Annotated in this window: 21 protein-coding genes; 11 read left to right on the top strand and 10 right to left on the bottom strand. The window is 64.1% G+C overall.

The features are described 5' to 3' along the window. Positions 1 to 67 precede the first annotated feature (67 nt). The 4 genes from pstB to BLU18_RS02005 are packed head-to-tail and all read right to left on the bottom strand — an operon-like array spanning position 68 to position 4,545. The gene (gene pstB / locus BLU18_RS02020; RefSeq protein ID WP_092630688.1) at positions 68 to 937 is read right to left on the bottom strand and encodes a phosphate ABC transporter ATP-binding protein PstB; all 870 of its coding nucleotides are present in this window, start codon (positions 935 to 937) and stop codon (positions 68 to 70) included. Further along, a complete protein-coding gene (pstA, locus tag BLU18_RS02015; RefSeq protein WP_092630685.1) occupies positions 934 to 2,535 on the bottom strand; it encodes a phosphate ABC transporter permease PstA in 1,602 nt (533 codons plus the stop codon). The genes pstB and pstA overlap by 4 nt, the downstream gene beginning before the upstream one ends. A gap of 1 nt (position 2,536) precedes the next feature. Further along, on the bottom strand, positions 2,537 to 3,496 hold the full coding sequence (gene pstC, locus BLU18_RS02010) for a phosphate ABC transporter permease subunit PstC (protein ID WP_092630682.1): 960 nt from the start codon (positions 3,494 to 3,496) through the stop codon (positions 2,537 to 2,539). Between the two features lie 53 nt (positions 3,497 to 3,549). Continuing rightward, positions 3,550 to 4,545: a PstS family phosphate ABC transporter substrate-binding protein gene (locus tag BLU18_RS02005; RefSeq protein ID WP_092630678.1), complete on the bottom strand. Its 996-nt coding sequence runs from the start codon at positions 4,543 to 4,545 to the stop codon at positions 3,550 to 3,552. Between the two features lie 320 nt (positions 4,546 to 4,865). Between BLU18_RS02005 and BLU18_RS02000 the strand changes: the two genes are divergently transcribed. Further along, complete coding sequence (locus BLU18_RS02000) at positions 4,866 to 5,867, top strand: phosphate signaling complex PhoU family protein (RefSeq protein WP_092630675.1); 1,002 nt, start codon at positions 4,866 to 4,868, stop codon at positions 5,865 to 5,867. A gap of 4 nt (positions 5,868 to 5,871) precedes the next feature. Here the strand turns inward: BLU18_RS02000 and BLU18_RS01995 are convergent, their stop codons facing one another. Continuing rightward, entirely contained in the window at positions 5,872 to 6,243 is a 372-nt protein-coding gene (locus BLU18_RS01995) for a 30S ribosomal protein S8e (RefSeq protein WP_092630672.1), read from the bottom strand. 120 nt (positions 6,244 to 6,363) lie between these two features. On the opposite strand from BLU18_RS01995, the gene BLU18_RS01990 reads away from it, so the two are divergent. Together BLU18_RS01990 and BLU18_RS01985 are read left to right on the top strand one after the other, a co-directional pair. Continuing rightward, the gene (locus tag BLU18_RS01990; protein ID WP_092630669.1) at positions 6,364 to 6,819 is read left to right on the top strand and encodes a DUF2240 family protein; all 456 of its coding nucleotides are present in this window, start codon (positions 6,364 to 6,366) and stop codon (positions 6,817 to 6,819) included. A 31-nt stretch (positions 6,820 to 6,850) separates the two neighbouring features. Beyond that, positions 6,851 to 7,216 (top strand): DUF7993 family protein, encoded by a 366-nt coding sequence (locus BLU18_RS01985; protein ID WP_092630665.1) that lies wholly within the window; start codon positions 6,851 to 6,853, stop codon positions 7,214 to 7,216. Here BLU18_RS01985 and BLU18_RS01980 read toward each other — a convergent pair. Then, entirely contained in the window at positions 7,213 to 7,866 is a 654-nt protein-coding gene (locus tag BLU18_RS01980) for an HAD family hydrolase (protein ID WP_092630661.1), read from the bottom strand. The two genes, BLU18_RS01985 and BLU18_RS01980, sit on opposite strands and share 4 nt — an antisense overlap. Before the next feature lie 97 nt (positions 7,867 to 7,963). On the opposite strand from BLU18_RS01980, the gene BLU18_RS01975 reads away from it, so the two are divergent. Continuing rightward, entirely contained in the window at positions 7,964 to 9,193 is a 1,230-nt protein-coding gene (locus tag BLU18_RS01975; protein WP_092630658.1) for a DNA double-strand break repair nuclease NurA, read from the top strand. Here the strand turns inward: BLU18_RS01975 and BLU18_RS01970 are convergent. The 3 genes from BLU18_RS01970 to BLU18_RS01960 all read right to left on the bottom strand — a co-directional run bounded on the left by BLU18_RS01970 (position 9,190) and on the right by BLU18_RS01960 (position 10,920). After that, positions 9,190 to 9,528, bottom strand: a complete 339-nt coding sequence (locus BLU18_RS01970) for a DUF7113 family protein (protein WP_092630655.1) — start codon at positions 9,526 to 9,528, stop codon at positions 9,190 to 9,192. The two genes, BLU18_RS01975 and BLU18_RS01970, sit on opposite strands and share 4 nt — an antisense overlap. Before the next feature lie 166 nt (positions 9,529 to 9,694). Then, on the bottom strand, positions 9,695 to 10,276 hold the full coding sequence (locus tag BLU18_RS01965) for a hypothetical protein (RefSeq protein ID WP_143025213.1): 582 nt from the start codon (positions 10,274 to 10,276) through the stop codon (positions 9,695 to 9,697). A 110-nt stretch (positions 10,277 to 10,386) separates the two neighbouring features. Next, complete coding sequence (locus tag BLU18_RS01960; RefSeq protein ID WP_092630649.1) at positions 10,387 to 10,920, bottom strand: DUF7344 domain-containing protein; 534 nt, start codon at positions 10,918 to 10,920, stop codon at positions 10,387 to 10,389. A gap of 295 nt (positions 10,921 to 11,215) precedes the next feature. Here BLU18_RS01960 and BLU18_RS01955 point away from each other — a divergent pair, with 295 nt between their 5' ends. The 6 genes from BLU18_RS01955 (at position 11,216) to BLU18_RS01935 (ending at position 16,873) form a co-directional block, all read left to right on the top strand. Next, a complete protein-coding gene (locus tag BLU18_RS01955; RefSeq protein ID WP_218124045.1) occupies positions 11,216 to 11,731 on the top strand; it encodes a DUF1102 domain-containing protein in 516 nt (171 codons plus the stop codon). A gap of 76 nt (positions 11,732 to 11,807) precedes the next feature. Further along, positions 11,808 to 12,404 carry a hypothetical protein gene (locus BLU18_RS01950; protein WP_218124044.1) on the top strand — a complete coding sequence of 199 codons (597 nt, stop codon included), beginning with the start codon at positions 11,808 to 11,810 and terminating at the stop codon, positions 12,402 to 12,404. 3 nt (positions 12,405 to 12,407) lie between these two features. Further along, positions 12,408 to 12,530 carry a hypothetical protein gene (locus BLU18_RS15165; protein WP_281241029.1) on the top strand — a complete coding sequence of 41 codons (123 nt, stop codon included), beginning with the start codon at positions 12,408 to 12,410 and terminating at the stop codon, positions 12,528 to 12,530. Between the two features lie 146 nt (positions 12,531 to 12,676). After that, positions 12,677 to 13,828 (top strand): signal peptidase I, encoded by a 1,152-nt coding sequence (locus tag BLU18_RS01945; RefSeq protein WP_092630640.1) that lies wholly within the window; start codon positions 12,677 to 12,679, stop codon positions 13,826 to 13,828. Positions 13,829 to 14,016: 188 nt separating this feature from the next. Next, positions 14,017 to 15,006: a DUF5305 domain-containing protein gene (locus tag BLU18_RS01940; RefSeq protein WP_143025212.1), complete on the top strand. Its 990-nt coding sequence runs from the start codon at positions 14,017 to 14,019 to the stop codon at positions 15,004 to 15,006. Positions 15,007 to 15,052: 46 nt separating this feature from the next. Next, entirely contained in the window at positions 15,053 to 16,873 is a 1,821-nt protein-coding gene (locus BLU18_RS01935) for an ATP-binding protein (RefSeq protein ID WP_092630634.1), read from the top strand. A 58-nt stretch (positions 16,874 to 16,931) separates the two neighbouring features. On the opposite strand, the gene BLU18_RS01930 is transcribed toward BLU18_RS01935, so the two are convergent. Next, entirely contained in the window at positions 16,932 to 18,416 is a 1,485-nt protein-coding gene (locus BLU18_RS01930; RefSeq protein ID WP_092630631.1) for a sensor histidine kinase, read from the bottom strand. A gap of 212 nt (positions 18,417 to 18,628) precedes the next feature. On the opposite strand from BLU18_RS01930, the gene BLU18_RS01925 reads away from it, so the two are divergent. Continuing rightward, positions 18,629 to 19,690: a M20/M25/M40 family metallo-hydrolase gene (locus BLU18_RS01925; RefSeq protein WP_394327312.1), complete on the top strand. Its 1,062-nt coding sequence runs from the start codon at positions 18,629 to 18,631 to the stop codon at positions 19,688 to 19,690. Positions 19,691 to 19,754 lie beyond the last annotated feature (64 nt).

Here is a 19,754-nt window from a genome sequence, read left to right as displayed (position 1 = left end):
AACGTTGTCCCGTATCTACTGTTGGCTATAGAGAGGTCTATAGTTTCCTCGGGACGGCTCTATAGCGCTACCCGAACTTCCCGGTGATGTAGTCCTCGACGCGTTGGCTCTCGGGGTTCTCGAAGATTTTCTCGGTGTCGTCGAACTCGACGAGTTCGCCGCCGGTGAGGAAGACGGCCGTCTTGTTCGAGATGCGTGCCGCCTGTTGCATGTTGTGGGTGACGATGACCACCGTGTACTCCTCAGCGAGCTCCGAGATGAGGTCCTCGATTTGGGAGGTTGCGACGGGGTCGAGCGCGGAGGCGGGTTCGTCCATCAGGATGACCTCGGGGTCGGGGGCGATGGCTCGGGCGATACAGAGTCGCTGTTGTTGCCCGCCGGAGAGTTCGAGGCCGGACTGGTCGAGTTGGTCTTTCACCTCGTCCCACAGCGCCGCTCGCTTCAGCGACTGCTCGACGATTTCGTCGTAGTCGCCCTCCTTGTCCTGAATCTCAAGGCCGTAGGCCACGTTGTCGTAGATGCTCTTGGGGAAGGGGTTGGGCGACTGGAAGACCATCCCGACGCGACGGCGGAGTGCGACGGGGTCGACATCGTCGTCGTAGACGTTCTTGCCGCGGAGGTGGAGGTCACCCTCGACGTGCGCGGCGTCTATCAGGTCGTTCATCCGGTTGATACACCGGAGGAACGTGGACTTGCCACACCCCGAGGGTCCAATCATCGCGGTCACCTGATTCTCGGGGATGTCGAGCGTGATGTCCTGCAACGCCTGTTCGTCGTTGTACCAGACGCTGACGTTCTCCGCGCTGACGACGGTGTTCGCGTGCTGGGTCGTGTCGGACGACGAAACGCTCGTGCTCACGTCAGTCTCGATGCTCATCTCGTCGGCCGTCGGGTCGTCGGTCGATGCAGTGTACTCTTGCTCTGAATTGTCGGTCATTGCGAATCACTCTGATATTTGTTGCGGAGCACGATTGCCACGGAGTTCATGCTGAGTAGGACGACGAGCAACACGACGACGCCCGCAGGGACGGCGGCCTGATAGAACGGGTCGCTGGCGAAGAGACTCGCCCAGGCGTACACCTGCAGGGGCATCGCGCTCACCTTCGAGGAGAGCCCCGTCGGCAGCGAGAAGAGGACGTTCGGCGCGCCAATCATGATGAGCGGCGCCGTCTCGCCGATGGCGCGGCCGAGGGCGAGAATCGTCCCCGTCAAGATTCCGGGGAACGCCCGGGGGAGGACGACGTTCCGAATCGTCTGCCAGCGCGTCGCGCCCATGCCGTAGGAGGCCTGTCGCATCGAATCCGGTACGCTCCGGAGCGCCTCGCGCGCGGAGATGATGACGATGGGCAGGATGAGGAGGGCGAGCGTCGCGCCGCCGATGAGCACCGTCCCCGTCGGCTGACCGAGGTACGTGACGAACACGGCGAGTCCGAGCAGTCCGTAGACGACAGAGGGGACGCCGGCCAGGTTGGAGATGTTCACGTCGATAAAGCGCGTGAAGCGGTTGTCCGGGGCGTACTCCTCGAGATACACCGCGGCCCCGACACCGAGGGGGAAGGAGAGTGCGGCGACGGTGACCATCAGGAGGATGGAGCCACCGATGGCGGGGTAGAGACCGGCATCGACCGCGTCCCCGCTGTGGGCGTTGGTGAGGAACTGCCAGTCGACCCACGACTGCGGTCCGGCGAAGCCGAGGGCGTCGACGGCAGCTGCGCCACCGAACGCGCCGAGGAGGACGACGGCCGTGAGGACCAGTCCTGCCCGGCGCGCGGGGTGTCGGCGGACGGTGCCGACGGCGTAGCCTGCGGTGGGGACAACGGCGAGGGAGAGAATCACCGTCGCCGGGACGGGCGTGACACCCAGGAGTGGTCCGACCACGCCCCCCAGACCGATGGCGACGACGCCGGCTCCGATAGCGAGCAGTCGCCCGCGCCGGCCAGCGTCGGCGGCGGCGTACCGGCCGACGACAGCGGCGATGGGTGCGCCAAAGGAGAGCGTGAGCAGGATGTCGTCCGTCGGATACACCGGCAGCGACTGGACGAGTCCGGGTACGACGGCGAAGGCGCCGACGACGACTGCGCCCGCAGCGACGAACCGCGCGAGGAAGGGGAGCTGGCGGTCGAAGCGCTCGATGACGACGACGCCCGCGAGTGAGAGACAGAGCGCGAGGACGTAGCCGAACCAGACCACCGGCGGGACGATGTCGACGAATATCATCGCCATGCCACCCGCGAACATGGTACTGACGGCGAGTAGGCCGACGATGCTGGCGCCGAAGCGGAACGATACCGGGTCGGTTCGGAAGAGGTAGCCGCTCACGGCGAGTGTGGGCACGACGAGCGTCAGGAAGAAGGTGAGATGCCAACCGGGGTCGGCGGTCAGCGGTTGGATGGCGTCGTTGGCGACGTATAGCAACAGGACCGCCAGCGCGACGATGCCGAACAGCGTCGCCGCGAGCAGCAGATATCGGAAGACGGTGCCGGCAGTCCGGCTTACGTGGCCGAAGTCTTCGATGACGTCCTCTCGTGTTGCCATATCAGTACTCCTCCCGGTATCGTTGGGCGACTAGGTCGCTGATGATGTTCATGATGAGCGTGATGACGAAGAGGGTGAGACCGATAGCGAACAGGCTCCGGTAGGCGACACCGCCGCCGGTGACGTCGCCGGTGAGGAGGTTCACCATCGCGGCGGTCATCGGGAGTGCGCCCTCAAGGTACGCGGTGGGGTTCAGCGGGTTCAGGAGGTTCGCCTGCGACCCGGCGGCGACGGTGACGGCCATCGTCTCGCCGATGGCGCGCGAGAGCGCGAGGATGAACGAAGAGAAGATGCCCGACAGCGAGGCGGGAACGACGATGCCGACGGAGACGTCGAACTTCGTCGCGCCCATCCCGTAGCCCGCCTGTCGGAGCGAGTCGGGGACGGCGGACATCGCGTCCTCGCTGATGGAGGCGACCATCGGGATGATCATGATACCGACGACGATGCTCGCCGAGAGCATGTTGAAGGTCCCGAGACCGGGGATGACCGTCTTGAGTGCGGGCGTGATGTAGACGACGGCGAAGAAGCCGTAGACGACGGTCGGAACGCCCGCGAGCACTTCGAGGGCGGGTTTCAACACGCGCTGTGCGCGCGAGCTCGCGTACTCGCTGAGATAGATGGCGGTGGCGACGCCGAGGGGGATGGCCACGACGGCGGAGCCGATAGTGACCGCGAGCGTCGCCGAGACGAGCGGTAGCACGCCGAACTGCTCGTTGTTGATGACCCACTCCGTTCCCGTGAAGAAGTCGACGACCGACGCGGTGGGTCCCTCGATACCCATCAGCGGCGCGGTGACCGAGAAGAACTTCGCCGCCTCGGTGGTCAACATCAGGATGATGCTGACGGTGGTGACGATAGATAACACCGCACACAGGAAGAAAAACGAGCGAGTCAGGAGTTCTCGCGGCGAGTTTTCCGTGCGACGGGTGAGGTCCCGCGTGATGTCGTCTGTGCTCATCTACTGGATTGAGATTTTCGGCTGGGGCGAAAAAACTCTTCGTTCGGTCGGCGTTAGCCCTGTGCTTCTTCGATGGCCGCTTCGAGCGCGTCCATCGCTTCCTGCTGGTCCGAGTCGTTCAGGGGGACGTAACCCACTTCGTCGGCGACGATTTCCTGGCTCGTGGCGTTCTCTATCCAGAAGCGGGCGAACTCGGCGACGTGCTCTTCCGCGAGCGATTCCTGTTTGGCGTAGGTGAACAGGGGTCGGGAGAGCGGCGTGTACTCGCCGGCGCGGGCGGTTTCGAGCGATGGCTCGACACAGCCGTCACCGTCGTCGATGCCGAGTGCCTTCACGCGGTCCTGGTTCTCCGTGTAGTACGCGAAGCCGAGATAGCCGATGGCGTTCTCGGAGCCTTCGACACCCTGGATGATGGTACGGTCCTGCTCGGTCGCGGAGTAGTCCTGTCGGTGACCGGGGCCTTCCTCGCCGAGGATGGCCTCGATGAAGTAGTCGTAGGTGCCGGAGGCGTCAGTGGGACCGTAGAGTTCGAGCGGTTCGTCGGGCCAGTCGGAGTTCACGTCGCTCCACATCGACGGCGGGTTCTCGGCCGACCAGATCTGTCGGAGCTCCTCGACAGTCATGCAGTCGACCCAGTCGGCCTCGTCGTTGACGACAACGGTCAACGCGTCCGTCGCGACGGTGAGCTCGACGGGCGCAACGTCGTTCCCGGAACACACCTCTTCCTCTTCGGACTGGATGGGTCGCGAGGCGTTGTTGAAGTCCGTCCGCCCGGGGCAGAAGTGGTTGGCGAAGCCGCCACCGGAGCCGGTGGACTGAATGTTGATGTTGACACCCGAGTGCTCGGACTGGAACCGCTCGGCCATCGCCGTCGCCAGCGGGAACACCGTCGAACTCCCCGCGATGTCGATGGTTCCGGAGAGCCCCTCGCTCTGGCCGCCGTTGTCACCGCTCTGGGTACAGCCAGCCAGCCCAATCGCTCCGACCGTTCCGGAAGCCGCGAGGAACTTTCGGCGCGACACACGTCCACTCGTAGAGTCGTCCGTCATCACCCGAACGTGGCCGGCTAGGCCGTAAGTACCCTTCTATGATAACTATATAGATATCAGTACGGGAACCGATGACGGGGTATCTGTGACGGTGCGAGTGCCGTCGCTGTGTTCGGCATTTCAGCACGGTCGCTATGTATCGATATGGACGACAAATGCCGTGATTTAGGCGCTATTAAAGCTCAGAACCCGCAGAACGTGACTGCGATTCTCGTCGCACATCGACTGTTCTCGCGTGCGCTGTTCGCTGTGATTCGCCGAACCGGCAGGAGTATATAGATATACAAGGTTTTATTTCGGATACGTCGTTCTCTCCGAACATGGTCGAGACTCGAAAGGTGCAGGTGACGGGCGGGTCGACGTACACGGTGTCGATTCCGAAAGACTGGGCGACCGACAACGGCGTTTCGGCGGGGAGCGAGGTGGCGTTCTACCCCGAAGGCGACTCCCTGTTCATGACGCCGCGAACCGAGGACGAACGGACCGAGGGAACCCTCGACATCGGCGACCTCTCCGGCGAGGAACTCATCCGCGCCGTCATGACGATGTACGTCAGTGGGTTCGACATCATCGCCCTCGAGAGCGCCCGCATCACGACCGACCAGCGACGGACCATCAGAGAGGCCACCCAGAGCCTCGTCGGCCTCGAAGTCCTGGAGGAGACGCGCGACCGCGTGGTGATTCGTGACTTGCTCGACTCCTCGGAACTCTCGATCAACAACGCTGTCACCCGGATGCGTCTCATCGCACTCTCCATGCTCGAAGACGCCGTAACGTCGATGATAGAACTCGACGCGGACCTCGCGCGCGACGTGATTCAACGCGACGACGACGTGGACCGCCTGTGGATGGTCGTCTCTCGTATCTTCCGCTCGACGCTCCGAAGCCCCCGCGCCGCCGAGGAACTCGGCGTCTCCCGCGAGGTGTGTTTCGACTACCAATCGGCGGCCCGGCAACTCGAACGCGTCGCCGACCACGCCACCAAAATCGCCCACCTCTCGCTCAACGTCGACGACCCACTCCCCGACGACGTGTGCGACGCCCTCGAAGAGCTACACGCCGACGCCGCGGGCGTCATCGACGGGGCGATGGACGCGCTCTTCCTCGACGACAGCGACGACGCCACGCGCCGCGCCAACGAGGCCCGCGAATCGGTACAGGGCATCGACAGCCACGCCCGCTCCATCGACGAACTCCTTCGAGAACTCGACCCGACGCGAGCGCAGCTGCTCGGCCTCCTTGTCGACTCGCTCTCACGGAGCGCCGACTACGGTGGTAACATCGCCGAAACGGCGCTCCAGAAGGCAGCGCCGACGCCGTAAAAATTCAGTCCAGCAGGACCGCGTTGACCTGACCGCTCTGTCCGGGTCGGGAGGTGACGCGAGCGTCGCCCTCGCTCGTCTCGATGATGGCGCCTTTCGTGATGATGTTTCGACGGGCGTAGTTGACGTTCGAGGGGTTCTCGGTCACGTTCTCGATTTCGGCCTCGACCGTCTCGTCACCGTCGGCGACGTGGGCGACGTTCGTGGCGAGCGCTCGGGTCTTCGTCTCGTTGCCACGGGAGTCGACCGTCTGGAATCGGGGTTCGCCGACCGTCGTCTCGGCGGGTTCGCGACCCAGCTGGTATCGCTTCTTGTTTCGGGAAGGTCGAAGACGACCCCCAGTGCGCTTCCGCGTGGAGCGTCCCTGGTCTTTCATACGGCTATCCAGTCCAAGGAGATACTTGAGACTGTCGAACGTGGCCCGGCGACGGGGTCTCACACGCGCGGACGGCGAGACACGACAGGATTTAGTGGGCCGGTCACCCGGGTTGCTGCTATGAGTCTCGAGGTAGCCGTGGCCGCGCCCTTCCGCGACCGGGGGCGCGACCGCCTCGGCGAGGGGGAGTTCGTCGTCGCCCTGTCGCTCGACCGCGACTGGTTCACCCCCGACCAGGCCAAGCGCCTCGTCGACGTCGCCGCCGGGCGCGGCCTCCTCACCCGCGACGACGACGAACTCGTCGCGGCGTTCGACCCGACGAGCGTCACCATCCCCGACGGGTTCGTCCCCGACGAGTCCGTCCTCCGCGAGCAGTCGACGTTCGAGCGCGTCCTCGACGCACTCGTCGCCACCGGCGTCGAGAAACAGCAAGCCGTCGCCGACATCAACGAACGCCAGCGCGACCTCGGCGTCACCATCGAGGCCGCGGCGGTCCTCTACGCCCGCAAGCGTGGCGTCGACGTCGACGACGCCGCGGACCGCGCGCTCGCCGAACTCGTCGACGACGAGTCCTGACGTTCACGGTCCTCCGCCGTGTAGTGAGAATATGGTCACGACCGAACTCGACGACGGCGTCCGCATCGCCCAACTCCTCGCCTCCGAACTCGTCGGTCACGAGGGTCGACTCGACGCCGTGACGGTCACCGACGCCGACCCGGACGTCGAACCCACGACCGACGGCGCGGTGGCCTATCGAATCCGCGCCGACGGCGACCGCCTCGCGACGGTGTTCGTCCACCCGGACCGCGCTCGCGTCGACGTCGAGCGTCGCGTGGACGCGGCCCTCGACGCCGCCCGAGAGGCGGAGCTGCGGGTTCGCCCCACGGCCGGCGAGCCACCGCGAACCGTCGTCTTCGTCGAGAATGGTGCCGACGTGAAGCGCGCACTTCGCGTCGTCGAATCGCTCGTTTAGCGCCGGGAGAGAATTGAAGAGAGGCGCGTCGGGAGGTCCGCACGGTCGATGTGGGCGATGGCCGCCGGCGTGCGTTCCGGGCCGCCGGGGTAACAGACCTGTACCGCGTCGAGTCCGGCGTCGGTCGCCCCCTGGATGTCCGCCGTCACGTCGTCGCCGACGAACACCGTCTCGCCAGCCTCGGTCCCGAGTTCTCCGAGGAGCGTCTCGAACGCCGCCCTGTCGGGTTTGCCCGCAGATAGTTCGCCCGTCACCAGCGCCACGTCGAAGACGTCGGTCCAGCCGAGCGCATCGAGTTTCGACCGCTGGGCGACGACCGGCCCGTTCGTCAGTAGCCCGAGTCGATACTCCTCGCGGAGCGTCGCCAGCATCGATTCGACGCCCGGAACGGGTTCGAGTGCGTCGTTCACTCGCTCCCGGTACGCCCGCGCCAGCGCCGTCGGGTCGGCGTTCGTCCCGTCGAGGAGTCGTTCGAACACGGGTTCGCGACTCTCGGCGGTCAGGTTGTCGGCGTGTGCGTCGAGATACGCCTGTCGTGACCGGTCTGGGGCATCGACCGCGTCGAGTGCCTCCTGCAGGAGCGTCTCGCGGTCGACGCGCGTGACCGCCAGCGTGTCGTCGAGGTCGAACGCGACCGCCGCGGTGTCCATATCCCCGCTACGCGACCGACGAGTATGAGGGTGCCGTCTTCCCGCAGTCTCGCCGTCGACCACGACGCTCTTTGTGTCTCGGGTGGGATGGGTGGGCATGACCCTCGACCCGGTCCACGTCGACGAGATTGCGGACCTCGCGGGCTATCTCGCGACGCGCGTCGACGCCACCGACCACGACGACCTGGCGCGCACGGCGTTCGAGGAGTGGTTGGACCCCCTCCGCGTCGACGGCCGGTCGGTCGTCGAACCCCTCGGCGACCGTCGCCTGCGGTCGGTCGCCATCGACGACGTTGCGCTGGTGGACGACCCCTATCCCACCGTCCACGGCCTCGACTCGGGCACCATCAACCCGACCACGTTCAAGAACGGATTGGTCCTCGACGTGGCTCACGCCGCGATGGCCGCCGACCCCTCGGACCTCGACCTCCATCGCGCCCGGACGCTGGTGACGACGGTCCACGCCAACGACCCCACACTCGCGCTAGAGTCCGATTGGGTCCGCCGCGACGAGGGCTACGTCCGGCGGAAGGTGCTCCACGCGCCGCGCGTGAACCGCTACGCCGAGGGCGTCGTGCACGCCCTCGCGCTCTATCTCGCCGAGAGTTCGCACGCGCTCGAACACGCCGACGCCGTCGACGACTGTCTCGTCCTCGACGGCCCCCTGTACCCGAAGGAACTCCTCAACTGGCAGGACCGCGACGCCGAACTCGGCGCGCTGACGACGGAGGCCAAACCCCGCGCCATCGTCGAGAACTACGTCCGCCTCGTCGAGCGGATGCTGGACCGGGACGTCGCCCTCGCGGGGTTCGTCAAGAATCCGTCGCCGAAACTCATCACTCGCGCGCTCCGACAGAAGGGCGTCGACGCGCCCTGGGTCGACGACACCGCCTTCTTCACGCGACTGCTGGAGCCAGCCGACGGCGACGACTATCGTCTCACGTTCACCAACTGGTTCTACTCTCGAGGCGGGTCGGACCGGACCCTCGCCGCCGACGGCGACGCCCTCGGCGTCGAACGCGAGCGTCCGGCCGAGGACTACGAAGTGACCTTCTTCGTCGTCTACGACCCGCGCGAGGACCTCTGTTACCGGGTCGAAGCCCCCGCGGGACTGACTCGGGACGACGACGCTCGTGACCGTCTCACGCGACAGGTGCTCCGCGATGTTGCCGTGTCGCGCGGCCCGCCGCCGGTGGTCGAACGCGCCGACGCCCTCGCGCGCATCGGTGTCGACGAGAAGGCGGCGCTCCGACGGAAGTTCGAGGAGCGTCTCGGCTCGGACTTCGTCCGCACCTACGACGACGTGCGCTGGGAGGGGGAGTTCTAGTCGGCCGGGTCGGCCTTCTCGATTTCGACCTCGACCGTCGACGCCGGGACGCCGACCCGCGCGAACTGCGTTCGGAGGTGCTCTTTCGCGGCCGAGATGGCCTGCTCGCGGGTGTCGAAGCCGCGGGGCATCGGCGACTCGAAGGCTATCTGTACGTCTCGGCCGTCGATTTGCGTCGTCGACCCCCCGCTTTCGACCTCGTAGAACTCGTCGCAGACCCACACGTAGGCGGCGTCCTCGTCGGGCGCGCCTTGGAACGAGGGAGCGTTCTCCCCCCGTTCGTACACGGTTCCGGTGAGCGTCGTACCGCCGCCGTTGCCCCGGATGAGTAGCATTGCTCTTCGTAGGTGGACGCGACGTAAAAGGCGTGGGTCACGAGGGTTCGGACTCTGGACGAGTGTGGCGTCGGAGTCGAGTGAGGCCTGTCGTCCGATTCTACTCACAGTCAGAAGTTCCGAACGAGCGTGATAATCAGAAATATCGTCGAAAGACCCGAAGAGGTCAATCTCCGTTGCCGTTGCCGTTACCGTTGCTGTTTCCGTTGCCGTTGTTACCGTTGTTACCGTTGCCGTTGTTGCCGTTTCCGTTTCCGTTGTTGCCGTTGCCGCCGCTACTGTTCTCTTCTTCTTCATCGCTGCCGCTGTCTTCGTCTCCCTGTGCTGTGGAACTCTTTTGACCAGGACACCTCACCGTGTACGTCTTGATCGTGTCCGTGACTCGGATACCCGGTCCCGTGGCTTCTAAGATTTTTATCTGGAGTTCATAGGCACCGGTCTTGTTTCCGAGGCCTGCTGGTCCGGATACCTCCAGGTCGATGCTTTCTCCGGGTTGGTACGTATCGTCGAACACGATACGGGTCGAATCCGCCGGTCCCAACGATTTGGACCCACCAGCGTGCGGGGTTTCGGCCGCCCTGACGCGGGCGTGGCCGTCGAGAGCTGTAACCTGCATCTCGACGTGGGTAATCTTCGATCCGAACTGGTTGTGGACGATGGATTGGCTCCTTCCAGCGCTACGGCCGGGGCCACACCGAAGGCCTCTGTCAAAGCTGAGATACGCATTTTCGTTCTCGACGACGGTCACGTTCACACCCCGTTCCGCAGATGCCGAAGAGAAGCTTCCGACACCGAAAGACAGACTCACGGCTACACAGAGTGCGAACACCGCGACTATCCGTCGAGTTCGATGACTCATCAGTCGATTTCGGGCGGTGTTCCATCGGTTCCGAGGCGCATCGTCCGCGTGTAATAGGTGTGAATCAGTGCCAGAGCGCCGATGGCAGTGACAGTGAAGACTGCACAGCCGACCTCAGTGAGGCCGGAGAGTAACGGCAACCCGAGCGCGTGCCCCAGCGTCACTGCGCCGGTTAGCCCACCGATGCCGAGATAGTAGAGGCTCCAGGGTACATCGTGGCCCTCGACGACCTCTAGGTATACGTCTACACTATCGGCCTCGTCCGTGAGTTCCACCTCACCCGCCCGCTGGTCGAAGCGGACGAGATTCAGCTCCTCCATCTTCGGCAGGTGGAACTGCTGGAGCGATGTGTAGACGTTCTTTCGCGCGTCCGACCCCACGTCAGCGATATCGATGTCGTTCTCCCACGCCGCGACGTGTTCCGCAATCGTTCCGAGCGCCGCCCGCGGTCCGTTCCCCCGAAGATAGTGTAGGACGAACCGCCGACGCCGGTTGCTCAACACCTCGTAAACGTCGTCTCGTGCCAGATTCATTTCGTTCGTGCCCCCCCAGTTGAACGCGTCTGGGACGGTCTAACCTCTCTGCACAATCACACATAAGTAATCGGTGGTGTCGGGGGCTTCAGGCGCGGCAAGCCGGTTCTCAAGGTGTGATTGAACCGATATCTCGTATCCGTTGAAACCGAGAAATCACTTCGTTGAACCGGTTCTATCCGCCGTTGTACTGGTTTCAATCGGCTCACTACAAACGGGGTAGGGGTTCAGGGGTGTGATGTGCTCCAGACGGGGCACGTGAACGACTATGCAACGACGAAAGTTCATCGCTGGTGTGGGATCGCTCGCCGCCGGCGCGGCGGCTGCAACTGGTACTGGTGCGTTTACGAGTGTGACGGCAACGCGAAACGTCGATGTCGAAGTGGCCGGAGACGCGTCCGCGTACCTCCGACTCGAGGGGACTGGCGGAGACAACTCCCATTACGTCACCAGTGACGGAAACGGAAGCACCCTCTCGATCGATCTCGATTCGAGCAACTCAACCGACAAGGGAGGAACCGGCGTCAACCCCGACGCAGTCACGCAGCTGGATGACGTCTTCACGATCGAGAATCAGGGCACGCAAGAGGTGAACGTCGGCCTGTCGAAGACGGGAGGAACTGCCCCTAGCCTAGTCAAATTCTACCCCGAGGGCGAGTCATACGACGGATCTCCTCTCAGTTCGACCGATGTCACGCTGGGAACGGGTGCCAGCACCAAGGTTAGTATCGAGATCGACACCGAAGGCGATAGCGTGGGCGATGGCGACAAGCTCCTCGATTCGGTGACCTTCAACGCCGACGCGACCTAACTGAGGGGAACAGAACATGAATCGTAGACAATTCGTTGCGAGCCTCGGCGTGCTCGCGGGAGGAGGGGCGGCCACTATGGGAACGGGGGCGTTCGACAGCGTCGAATCCCAGCGCAACGTCGATGTGGCTGTCGCTGGAGACGCGAGCGCGTACCTCGGGATTCAGCCGACGGACGGCAAAAACGGGAACTACGTCGACACTACTTCGGACGACGCACTCGCGATCGATCTCACGGGAAGCAACAAAAACCGAGGGGATGGAATTGCTAGTGGTCAAGGCCTGAACGCCAACGCTACTACCAGCATCGCGGACGTCTTCGAAATCAAGAATCAGGGTATGCACACCCTCGAAGTGGCAGCGTCACCACTCACATACGGGGATGTTGCTATCAATGGAACGGATTTCCCGGAGGATCTCGAAGGAGCATTAGTTGTGCTACTTGTTCCTGATAACCCCGATGAGAATGTCGACGTGGAATGGGGGACAAAGATAGTCGATCTCCCTTGGCTTGGTGAAACCGAAGTCAAATTCCCGACTGGATTCATCGCCGTCAAAAATCTCTCCCCGGGACAGAAGCTGAAGTTCAGCCTCCTCGGAATCGTGCTCCCGGAAAGTTCCATCGGGAGTACGAGTATTAACGATCGGCTAAACATCGCCGCACATAAGGTGTAAACTATGGCTGAAAAACCCACTCTGAGTACGTACGCGGAGATGGTCGACGCTGAATTCGACCTCTCAGATCAAGACGTGAGTCGAGAAGCCATCAATCAAGAACTCGAAGAACTGTTCACTGAATAGTAGCGGGAGACAAGCAATCCCGCCTCCCATATCCTATTGCATTCCCCAATCGTCCGATGACGCGACCGTTGATGGTCCGACAGTGAGCGTCGCACGGACGCCGAGATGGTTTTTTACCTGTTGACCGTATCAACCCGATAACTCGAATGTCGATACGGCGAACGGTCACGTTAGGGGGGGAGGTGCTCGCAATCGTCTTCGTCGTTTCGCTCGTCGCCGGACAGGTGCTCGGCTACCCCGTGTTGCTCGGCTTCGTCGAGACCGGTAGCATGGCGCCGACGCTGAACCCCGGCGACGGCTTCGTCGCAGTCCCTACGGCACTCGACGACGATATCGAGGAGGGTGACGTAATCGTCTTCCGCGCCCAGCAACTCCACGGTGGCGGCCTCACCACGCACCGTGTGGTCGGCGAGACGGAGCGAGGATACATCACTCGCGGCGACGCGAACCCGTTCACCGATCAAGACGGCGACGAACCTCCCGTCAAGGACCCACAGATCGTCGCCAAGGCGTGGCAGCCCGGTGGGTCAGTCGTCGTCATTCCGAATCTTGGGACTGCGGTGATGGGCATTCAGACGGCGGCCAGCGACGTACAGACTCGACTCGCGGCGCTGCTGGGCACTCGCTCGCTTCTCGGTTCCCAAGGTCTCATGTACATCCTCCTCGGGTTGTCGGTGCTCCTGTACGTCTTCGATATCCTCGCCAGCGACGGGAGCGGACGAGGTCGCTCTCGCTCACGGAACCGCGACGAGGGAATTTCACCCCGTCTCCTCGTCGGAGGCTTCGCCGCCGTGTTGGTCGTCACCGCCACGGCTGCCATGGTCGTCCCTGCGGGGACACAGGAGTACGGCATCGTCAGTGCCGAGTTCGATTCCGAGAGGCCGACGACTATTCCTCAAGGCGAGTCGTCGTCGCTTGACTACACCGCCACGAACGCGGGGCTAATACCCGTCTACGTGTATTTAGAGCCCGGAAGCGACGACGTCGAAGTCGCTCCCGGGACGGTCTACGTGGGTGGCCGAGCGACTGCCAACGCGACGATGACGCTCCACGCACCACCAGAGACGGGTTACTATCGCCGGTATCTCGTCGAATACCGCTATCTCGCGCTCCTCCCCGAACCGGTCATCGACGGCCTCTATCGGGTCCACCCGTGGCTCCCAATCGTCGTCATCGACGCGTTGCTCGGGGGTGCACTCTACCTCCTCGGGATGTCGCTCATCGGGAGTGAGCGCGTCCGCACCCGTTCCCGCGGCGGCCCGTCCAAGCTCCGCCGGTTGGCGAACCGGTTTGGCTGAGAACTGTCGGGACTCAACCTTCATAACCCCACGCGGGAAATGGACCTCCCATGCCGATGGGGGGAGACCGCAACGGTCGGCGTCGTGCGGTGATCGACGAGTGGTTCTGGGTGATTGCCCTGGTTGCTGTCGTAATCGCCGGAATTGGTGGATACGCAGCGTATACGGCACACGCGACTCCGGGGACCGTGACGGAGGAGCGACAGGTGTCGAGTTGGGAGGGTAACGGCAGTTACACGACTGCCGCGACGGTGAGCGAACCCAACCCGCTCTACGCGCAGGGGACCGAACTCTCGGACCGGCCCGCGTACTTCATGGCGGTCAGCCCGCGACTCGACGGGACGTTCGCCTTCGAGTACCAGGCAAGCGGCGGCGGGACGGCCGACGTGGCGGTCCAGCAAACGCTCGTCATCCGGTCTGTCGGGGGCGACGGAGACGAGGCGACGACCGAATACTGGCGAATAGAGGAATCGCTCGGCGGCACGACGGCGAGTGGCGTCGCCTCCGGCGAAGCGGTACAGACGACGTTCTCCCGGAACGTCAGTCAGATAGCGGTCCGAGCGTCGAACATCAGCGAGCGACTCGGCGGAACGCCGGGGTCGGTCCAGATCATGGTCGTCAACACGGTGGCGCTGGACGGCGAAGTCAACGGCCAGCAGGTGGAGCGAACCGCGACGTATCGACTCCCCATCGGCATCGAGGGGTCGACGTACTCGCCCGCCGCAACTGAGGGGCAGGCGATGACTGGTTCGACCACCGAGACGCTCACCCGTCAGCGAACGTACGGCCCGCTCTGGACGGTTGGCGGGCCGGTACTGTTGGTGCTCGGACTCGCCGGCGTGGCCGGCCTCGCCTACGGCCGCTACGACGACCGATTCACCGTCTCGGAAGCCGAACGCAACCGACTCGACTTCGAATCCACCCGCGACGAGTTCGACGACTGGATTACGACCGCCCGCCTCCCGTCGACGGTCCTCAACCGCCCGCGGGTCGACGTCGACTCGCTCGACGGACTGGTCGACACGGCCATCGACGTCGACGCGCGCGTCTTCGAGCGCCCGGACGGGGAGGCGTTCTACGTCCCGCACGAGGGGCTGCTGTACGTCTACGAGGCACCGACGCCCAGACTCGACGCGATGCTCGACGAGGACGGCGAGGGCGACGAAGCCGACGACTGACGCGGGCGCCGAAAGGGGTTTCATGCAGTCTCCCGTGGTAGCGGACATGTCCGACCTCGGCGATTTCACCGGCTTCTCCGCGGACGACGACGGCGACGACCCGCCGTCCGAGTCCGCGATCGACGACTTCGAATCCTACGACGTCTCGCCCACCGGCACGGACCAAGGGCTCGGCTCTATCTCCGTCTCGCAGGGCCTCCGGGTGGCCGAGGACGGCGACGACACGGCGCTAAAGGCCTTCGTCACCAGCGACAACCGCGAGTCCGTCCGTCTGGGGAAGTACCTCCTCGTCCCCTATCCGGACGGCGAGACGCTCTTCTGTCGCATCACGGCGCTCGAATACGATCAGGAGTTCGAGGCCGACGACGCGACAGAGATTCACGCGCGGCGGGCGATGCGCCGCGACGACTTCACCGAACGCGACTACAAGTTCGTGGCCGAACTCGACCCGGTTGCGGTTCTGTTCGAGGATGGCGAGGCGGGTAGCGCCTCGGAGAACCGGACGGAGTCCGGTGGTAGCGAACTCAAGCGACGGATGGTCGACCGCGTCCCGAAACCCGGCGCCATCGTGGGTGAGGCGACCGATGCCGAACAAATCAAAACTGGGCTCGCCATTCCGAGCGACGGCACCTTCCTCGGCCACCTCTCGGTAGGTGGCGAGACGGTGCGGACGGCGGCGAATCCGCCGACCATCGACTACCGGTTGAAAGACGACTACGCCGACGGCGACCCTCTCGTCTTCCGACATACGCTCGTCGCAGGCGGCACGGGGTCGGGCAAGACCCACGCCTCGAAGAACGTCCTCCGACAGTACCTCGATACGACGTATCCGATGGACGACGGACGCGAGGTGTCGACGGCTGTCGTCCAGTTCGACCCGCAGGACGAGTACGCCCAGATGCACGACGACAACCCCGCGATGGACGAGGAGACGGCGCGCCGACTGGACCGCGAGGGAATCGCCCACGGCGGCCACGACGACACCATCGCGTTCGCGCCCGAAATCGAGGGGGCGTCCTACGGCGGCGCCAACCACCGCGCCGAACAGGTGCCCTTCACCATCCCCTTCAGCATGGTCCGACACCGGCCATGGCTCGTCGCGGGCGCCAGCCTCAACGACAATCAGTATCAGGCGCTCGACCACCTCCTCGGGCGTTTCTTCGACGACTACGGCGCCGACGCCACCTACGACCAGTTCACGACGTACCTCGACGACCCGGCGCTCCGCGAGGAACTCGACGAGGCGGGCCGCGTCCACGAGGCGACGTTCGACGCCGTGCGCCGGCGCGCCCTCGGGAGCGCGTTCCGTCGTGTCTTCGACCAAGACGCCCGCCCGGTCACCGACCTCGTTCACGAACTCGTCCGGCCCGGCGGCCTGACCGTCGTCCCGACGTACCACGTCAACGACTCGCGGGCGACGGAACTCGTCGTCCTCGCCGTCGCCAGTCTGCTCGTCGACGAGAAACTGTCGAACGACCCCACGTACGACCGCATCAAGGAGACGCCGTTGCTCGTGGGGATGGACGAGGCCCACAACTTCCTCACCGACGCCGAGAGCGTGCAGGCCCGGAAGGTCATCACGAAGTTCACCGAAGCGGCCAAACAGGGCCGCAAGGAGCGACTGGGCCTATTCCTCATCACGCAGGACCCACAGGACATCGCGGATTCGGTGTTCAAGCAGGTAAACACGAAACTCGTCCTCAACCTCGGGGACGAGGACGCCATCAAGAGCGTCAACATCCCGCCGAAACTCGAGGACAAAGTGCCCTACATGGAGAAAGGCCAGATGGTGGTCTACTCGCCGGACAACTCCGAACCGGTGGAGCTGACGGGGCTGTCGACCTGCGTGACGCGACACGGCGAGTGAGCGTCCTCGTGACCGGTTTCGTAGGTCTGCCCCCGAGTGTCTCGCGTTCGCCGTAGGGTTATTCGGTCTGCCGGGGCCAGTGTGCCGTCTCGCTGTCGGTTCCACCTTCGCCTGCCGTCGACTTTCCTCGGTTGCTGGGTGGTTTTGGAAGTTCGACGACGAAGACGGCGCCGTGTGGCTCGTTGTCTTCGATCCACACGTCGCCGCCGTACTTGTCGACCAGCGCGGCGACGAGGTGGAGTCCGACGCCGGTACCGGGGCTCGCGGGTCCCTTGCTCCCTTTGCCGAATATCGACTCCTTGCGGTCGTCCCGGATACCCGGACCGTTGTCCGCCACTCGAACGCTGACGTTCGTGTCGGTTTCTTGGGACTGGATTCGGACTTCTGGTTGCTCGGAGTCGTTGTGACGGATTGCGTTGCTCAGCAGATTGCCGAAGACGGACGTCAACAGTTCGTTTGCTCGGACCTCCACTCGTGGCAGGTCGTCGACGACGATATTTGCGTCTTCGTACGCCGTTCGCTTTTTGCTCGCTTCGGCTTCGAGAGTGCGGCCGAGGTCGGTTCGTTCGAGCGCGATGTCGGTGTCGTCCTCGAGAGATTCGACGAAGTCCCTCGCGATTGCTGTGAGCTCGGCGATGTGGTTGCCCGTGTCTTCGATGCGCTCCACCGTGTCCATCCCCGCCTCGTCGACGTGGTCTTTGAGGCGGTCAGCCCACCCCGTCAGCAACTGCACGTCGTTGTTTATGTCGTGCCGGACGATTCGGTTGATCATGGCCAGCTTCTCGCTTTTCTGCTCTAACTCCCGTTCGTTCCGTTTCTGAAGGGTTATTTCGCGGGTCACGAGCTGCATCGAATCCACGTCACTGGTCGCCGAGAGTGGCACCGCGATGTTGTGGAAGTGCCGCACCCCGATGCTATCTTGAAAGGTCACTGCGCTCCCGGCAGCGATGGCCCGTTTCCCTTCCTCGAGTCGTCTGGAGGCAACTTCGTCGGGGAGAAACGCCGACAACGGTTGGCCGACTAGCTCCGATTGCGAGACGTTGAACGCCGTCGCCATCGTTTCGTTGGCGGCGAGTATCTTCCCGTCGACGCTGATTTGGCTGATTTCGTCCGGGGAGTTGTCGACCAACCGTTCGTACTTTCGCTGTGTCCGTCGCTGTTCGACGACGGTGCGGATTCGATTGACGAGCAGCTTGAGCGGTTCGTCCTCCCTGACGGACTTCTTCTGGAGGTACTCGTCGATGCCCATACTGATGGCGCGACTCGCGATTTCCTCGTCGCCTTCGGACGTGAGCAAGATGAACGGAACGTCGTGCTGTGCAGCGACCATCTCGTATAGCTCTAAGCCGTTGGTCTCCGGCATCCGATAATCACTGACGATGCAGTCGACCGAGCCCTTGCCCAGTTCCACCATGGCTTCGGCGGCGTTCGTCGCCGTCATCGTCGTCATCCTGTATTGGGATTCGAGTTTATCGGCGAGCAAAGAGAGGAAGAAGGCGCTATCGTCGACGAGAAGGATTGAGAGTGATTCGTCACCCGGCATTCTAGTGACGCGAACAATCGACTACTAAAAAACACCTCGGCCCCGGTATTCTATTTTGATAACTGGGAGGGCCCGTAGGTGCGCTGCTCGAAGCAGTCGCTCCCTTCGGCACGGGTCTCCGCCCTCCGGGTCCGGAACGACCGGCTCTGTGGTGTCGAAACAAATCCGAGACGTACCGCTGGATTCTTGCTCGTGCTCCCGTACACGTCGGCATGACACTGGAATCCGAACAGCGGACCTTTCTCGACCGACTGCTGGAGACGCCGACCCCGTCTGGCTTCGAGACGCGCGGGCAACGCATCTGGATAGATTACGTCTCGGACTTTGCCGACGACGTGTGGACCGACGACTACGGCAACGCCGTCGCCGTCCACGACGGCGGCGACACGGAGCTCGCGCTCACGGGCCACGCCGACGAAATCGGCTACATCGTCCGCCGCATCGACGACGACGGCTTCGTCCGCATCGGCTCTATCGGCGGCGCCGACCGAACCGTCTCGAAGGGCCAACATGTCACGGTCCACGCCGACGAACCGGTGTCGGGCGTCGTCGGCCAGACGGCCATCCACCTGCGCGAGAAAGGCGAGGAGAGCTACGACGACATCGAGGAACAGTACGTCGACATCGGTGCGACCGACGGTGACGAGGCCGAATCGCTGGTGTCGGTGGGTGACCCCGTCACCGTCTCGACGACGGTGGAGGACCTACACGGCTCCCGGGTCTCCGCCCGTGGCATGGACAACCGCATCGGCGTCTGGGCGGCCGCCGAGGGCCTGCGCCGCGCCGTCGAGAACGACGCCTCGGCGACGGTGTACGCCGTCTCGACGATTCAGGAGGAGGTCGGTCTGCAGGGCGCCCGGATGGTCGGCTTCGACCTCGACCCCGACGCCGTCGTCGCCGTGGACGTGACCCACGCGACGGACTCGCCGGGGATTCCGGACAAGCGCCGCGGCCCCGTCGAACTCGGCGAGGGGCCGGTCGTCACCCGCGGGAGCGCCAACCACCCGAACGTAGTCGAGCTGGCGCGAGAGGCAGCGAAAGACGCCGATATCGACGTGCAGGCGCAGGCGGCGGGCAGTCGGACGGGCACCGACGCCGACGCGTTCTACACGTCTCGCGGGGGCACGCCCTCGCTGAATCTCGGCCTGCCGAACCGCTACATGCATACGCCGGTCGAGGTCATCGATACCGACGACCTGGACGCCATGGCGACGCTCCTCGGGGCGATTGCCGACCGCGCAGGCGACGTCGACTCTTTCGCCGTCGACGTCTGAGTTCCCTGTGACGGGGAGCCACACCCGTGAGCCGAAAGAAAACCGTTAAAAGTCGCCCCCGGGT

The organism is Haloplanus vescus, assembly GCF_900107665.1.
GTDB lineage: Archaea > Halobacteriota > Halobacteria > Halobacteriales > Haloferacaceae > Haloplanus > Haloplanus vescus.
This window is presented reverse-complemented; position numbering and strand designations above follow the sequence as displayed.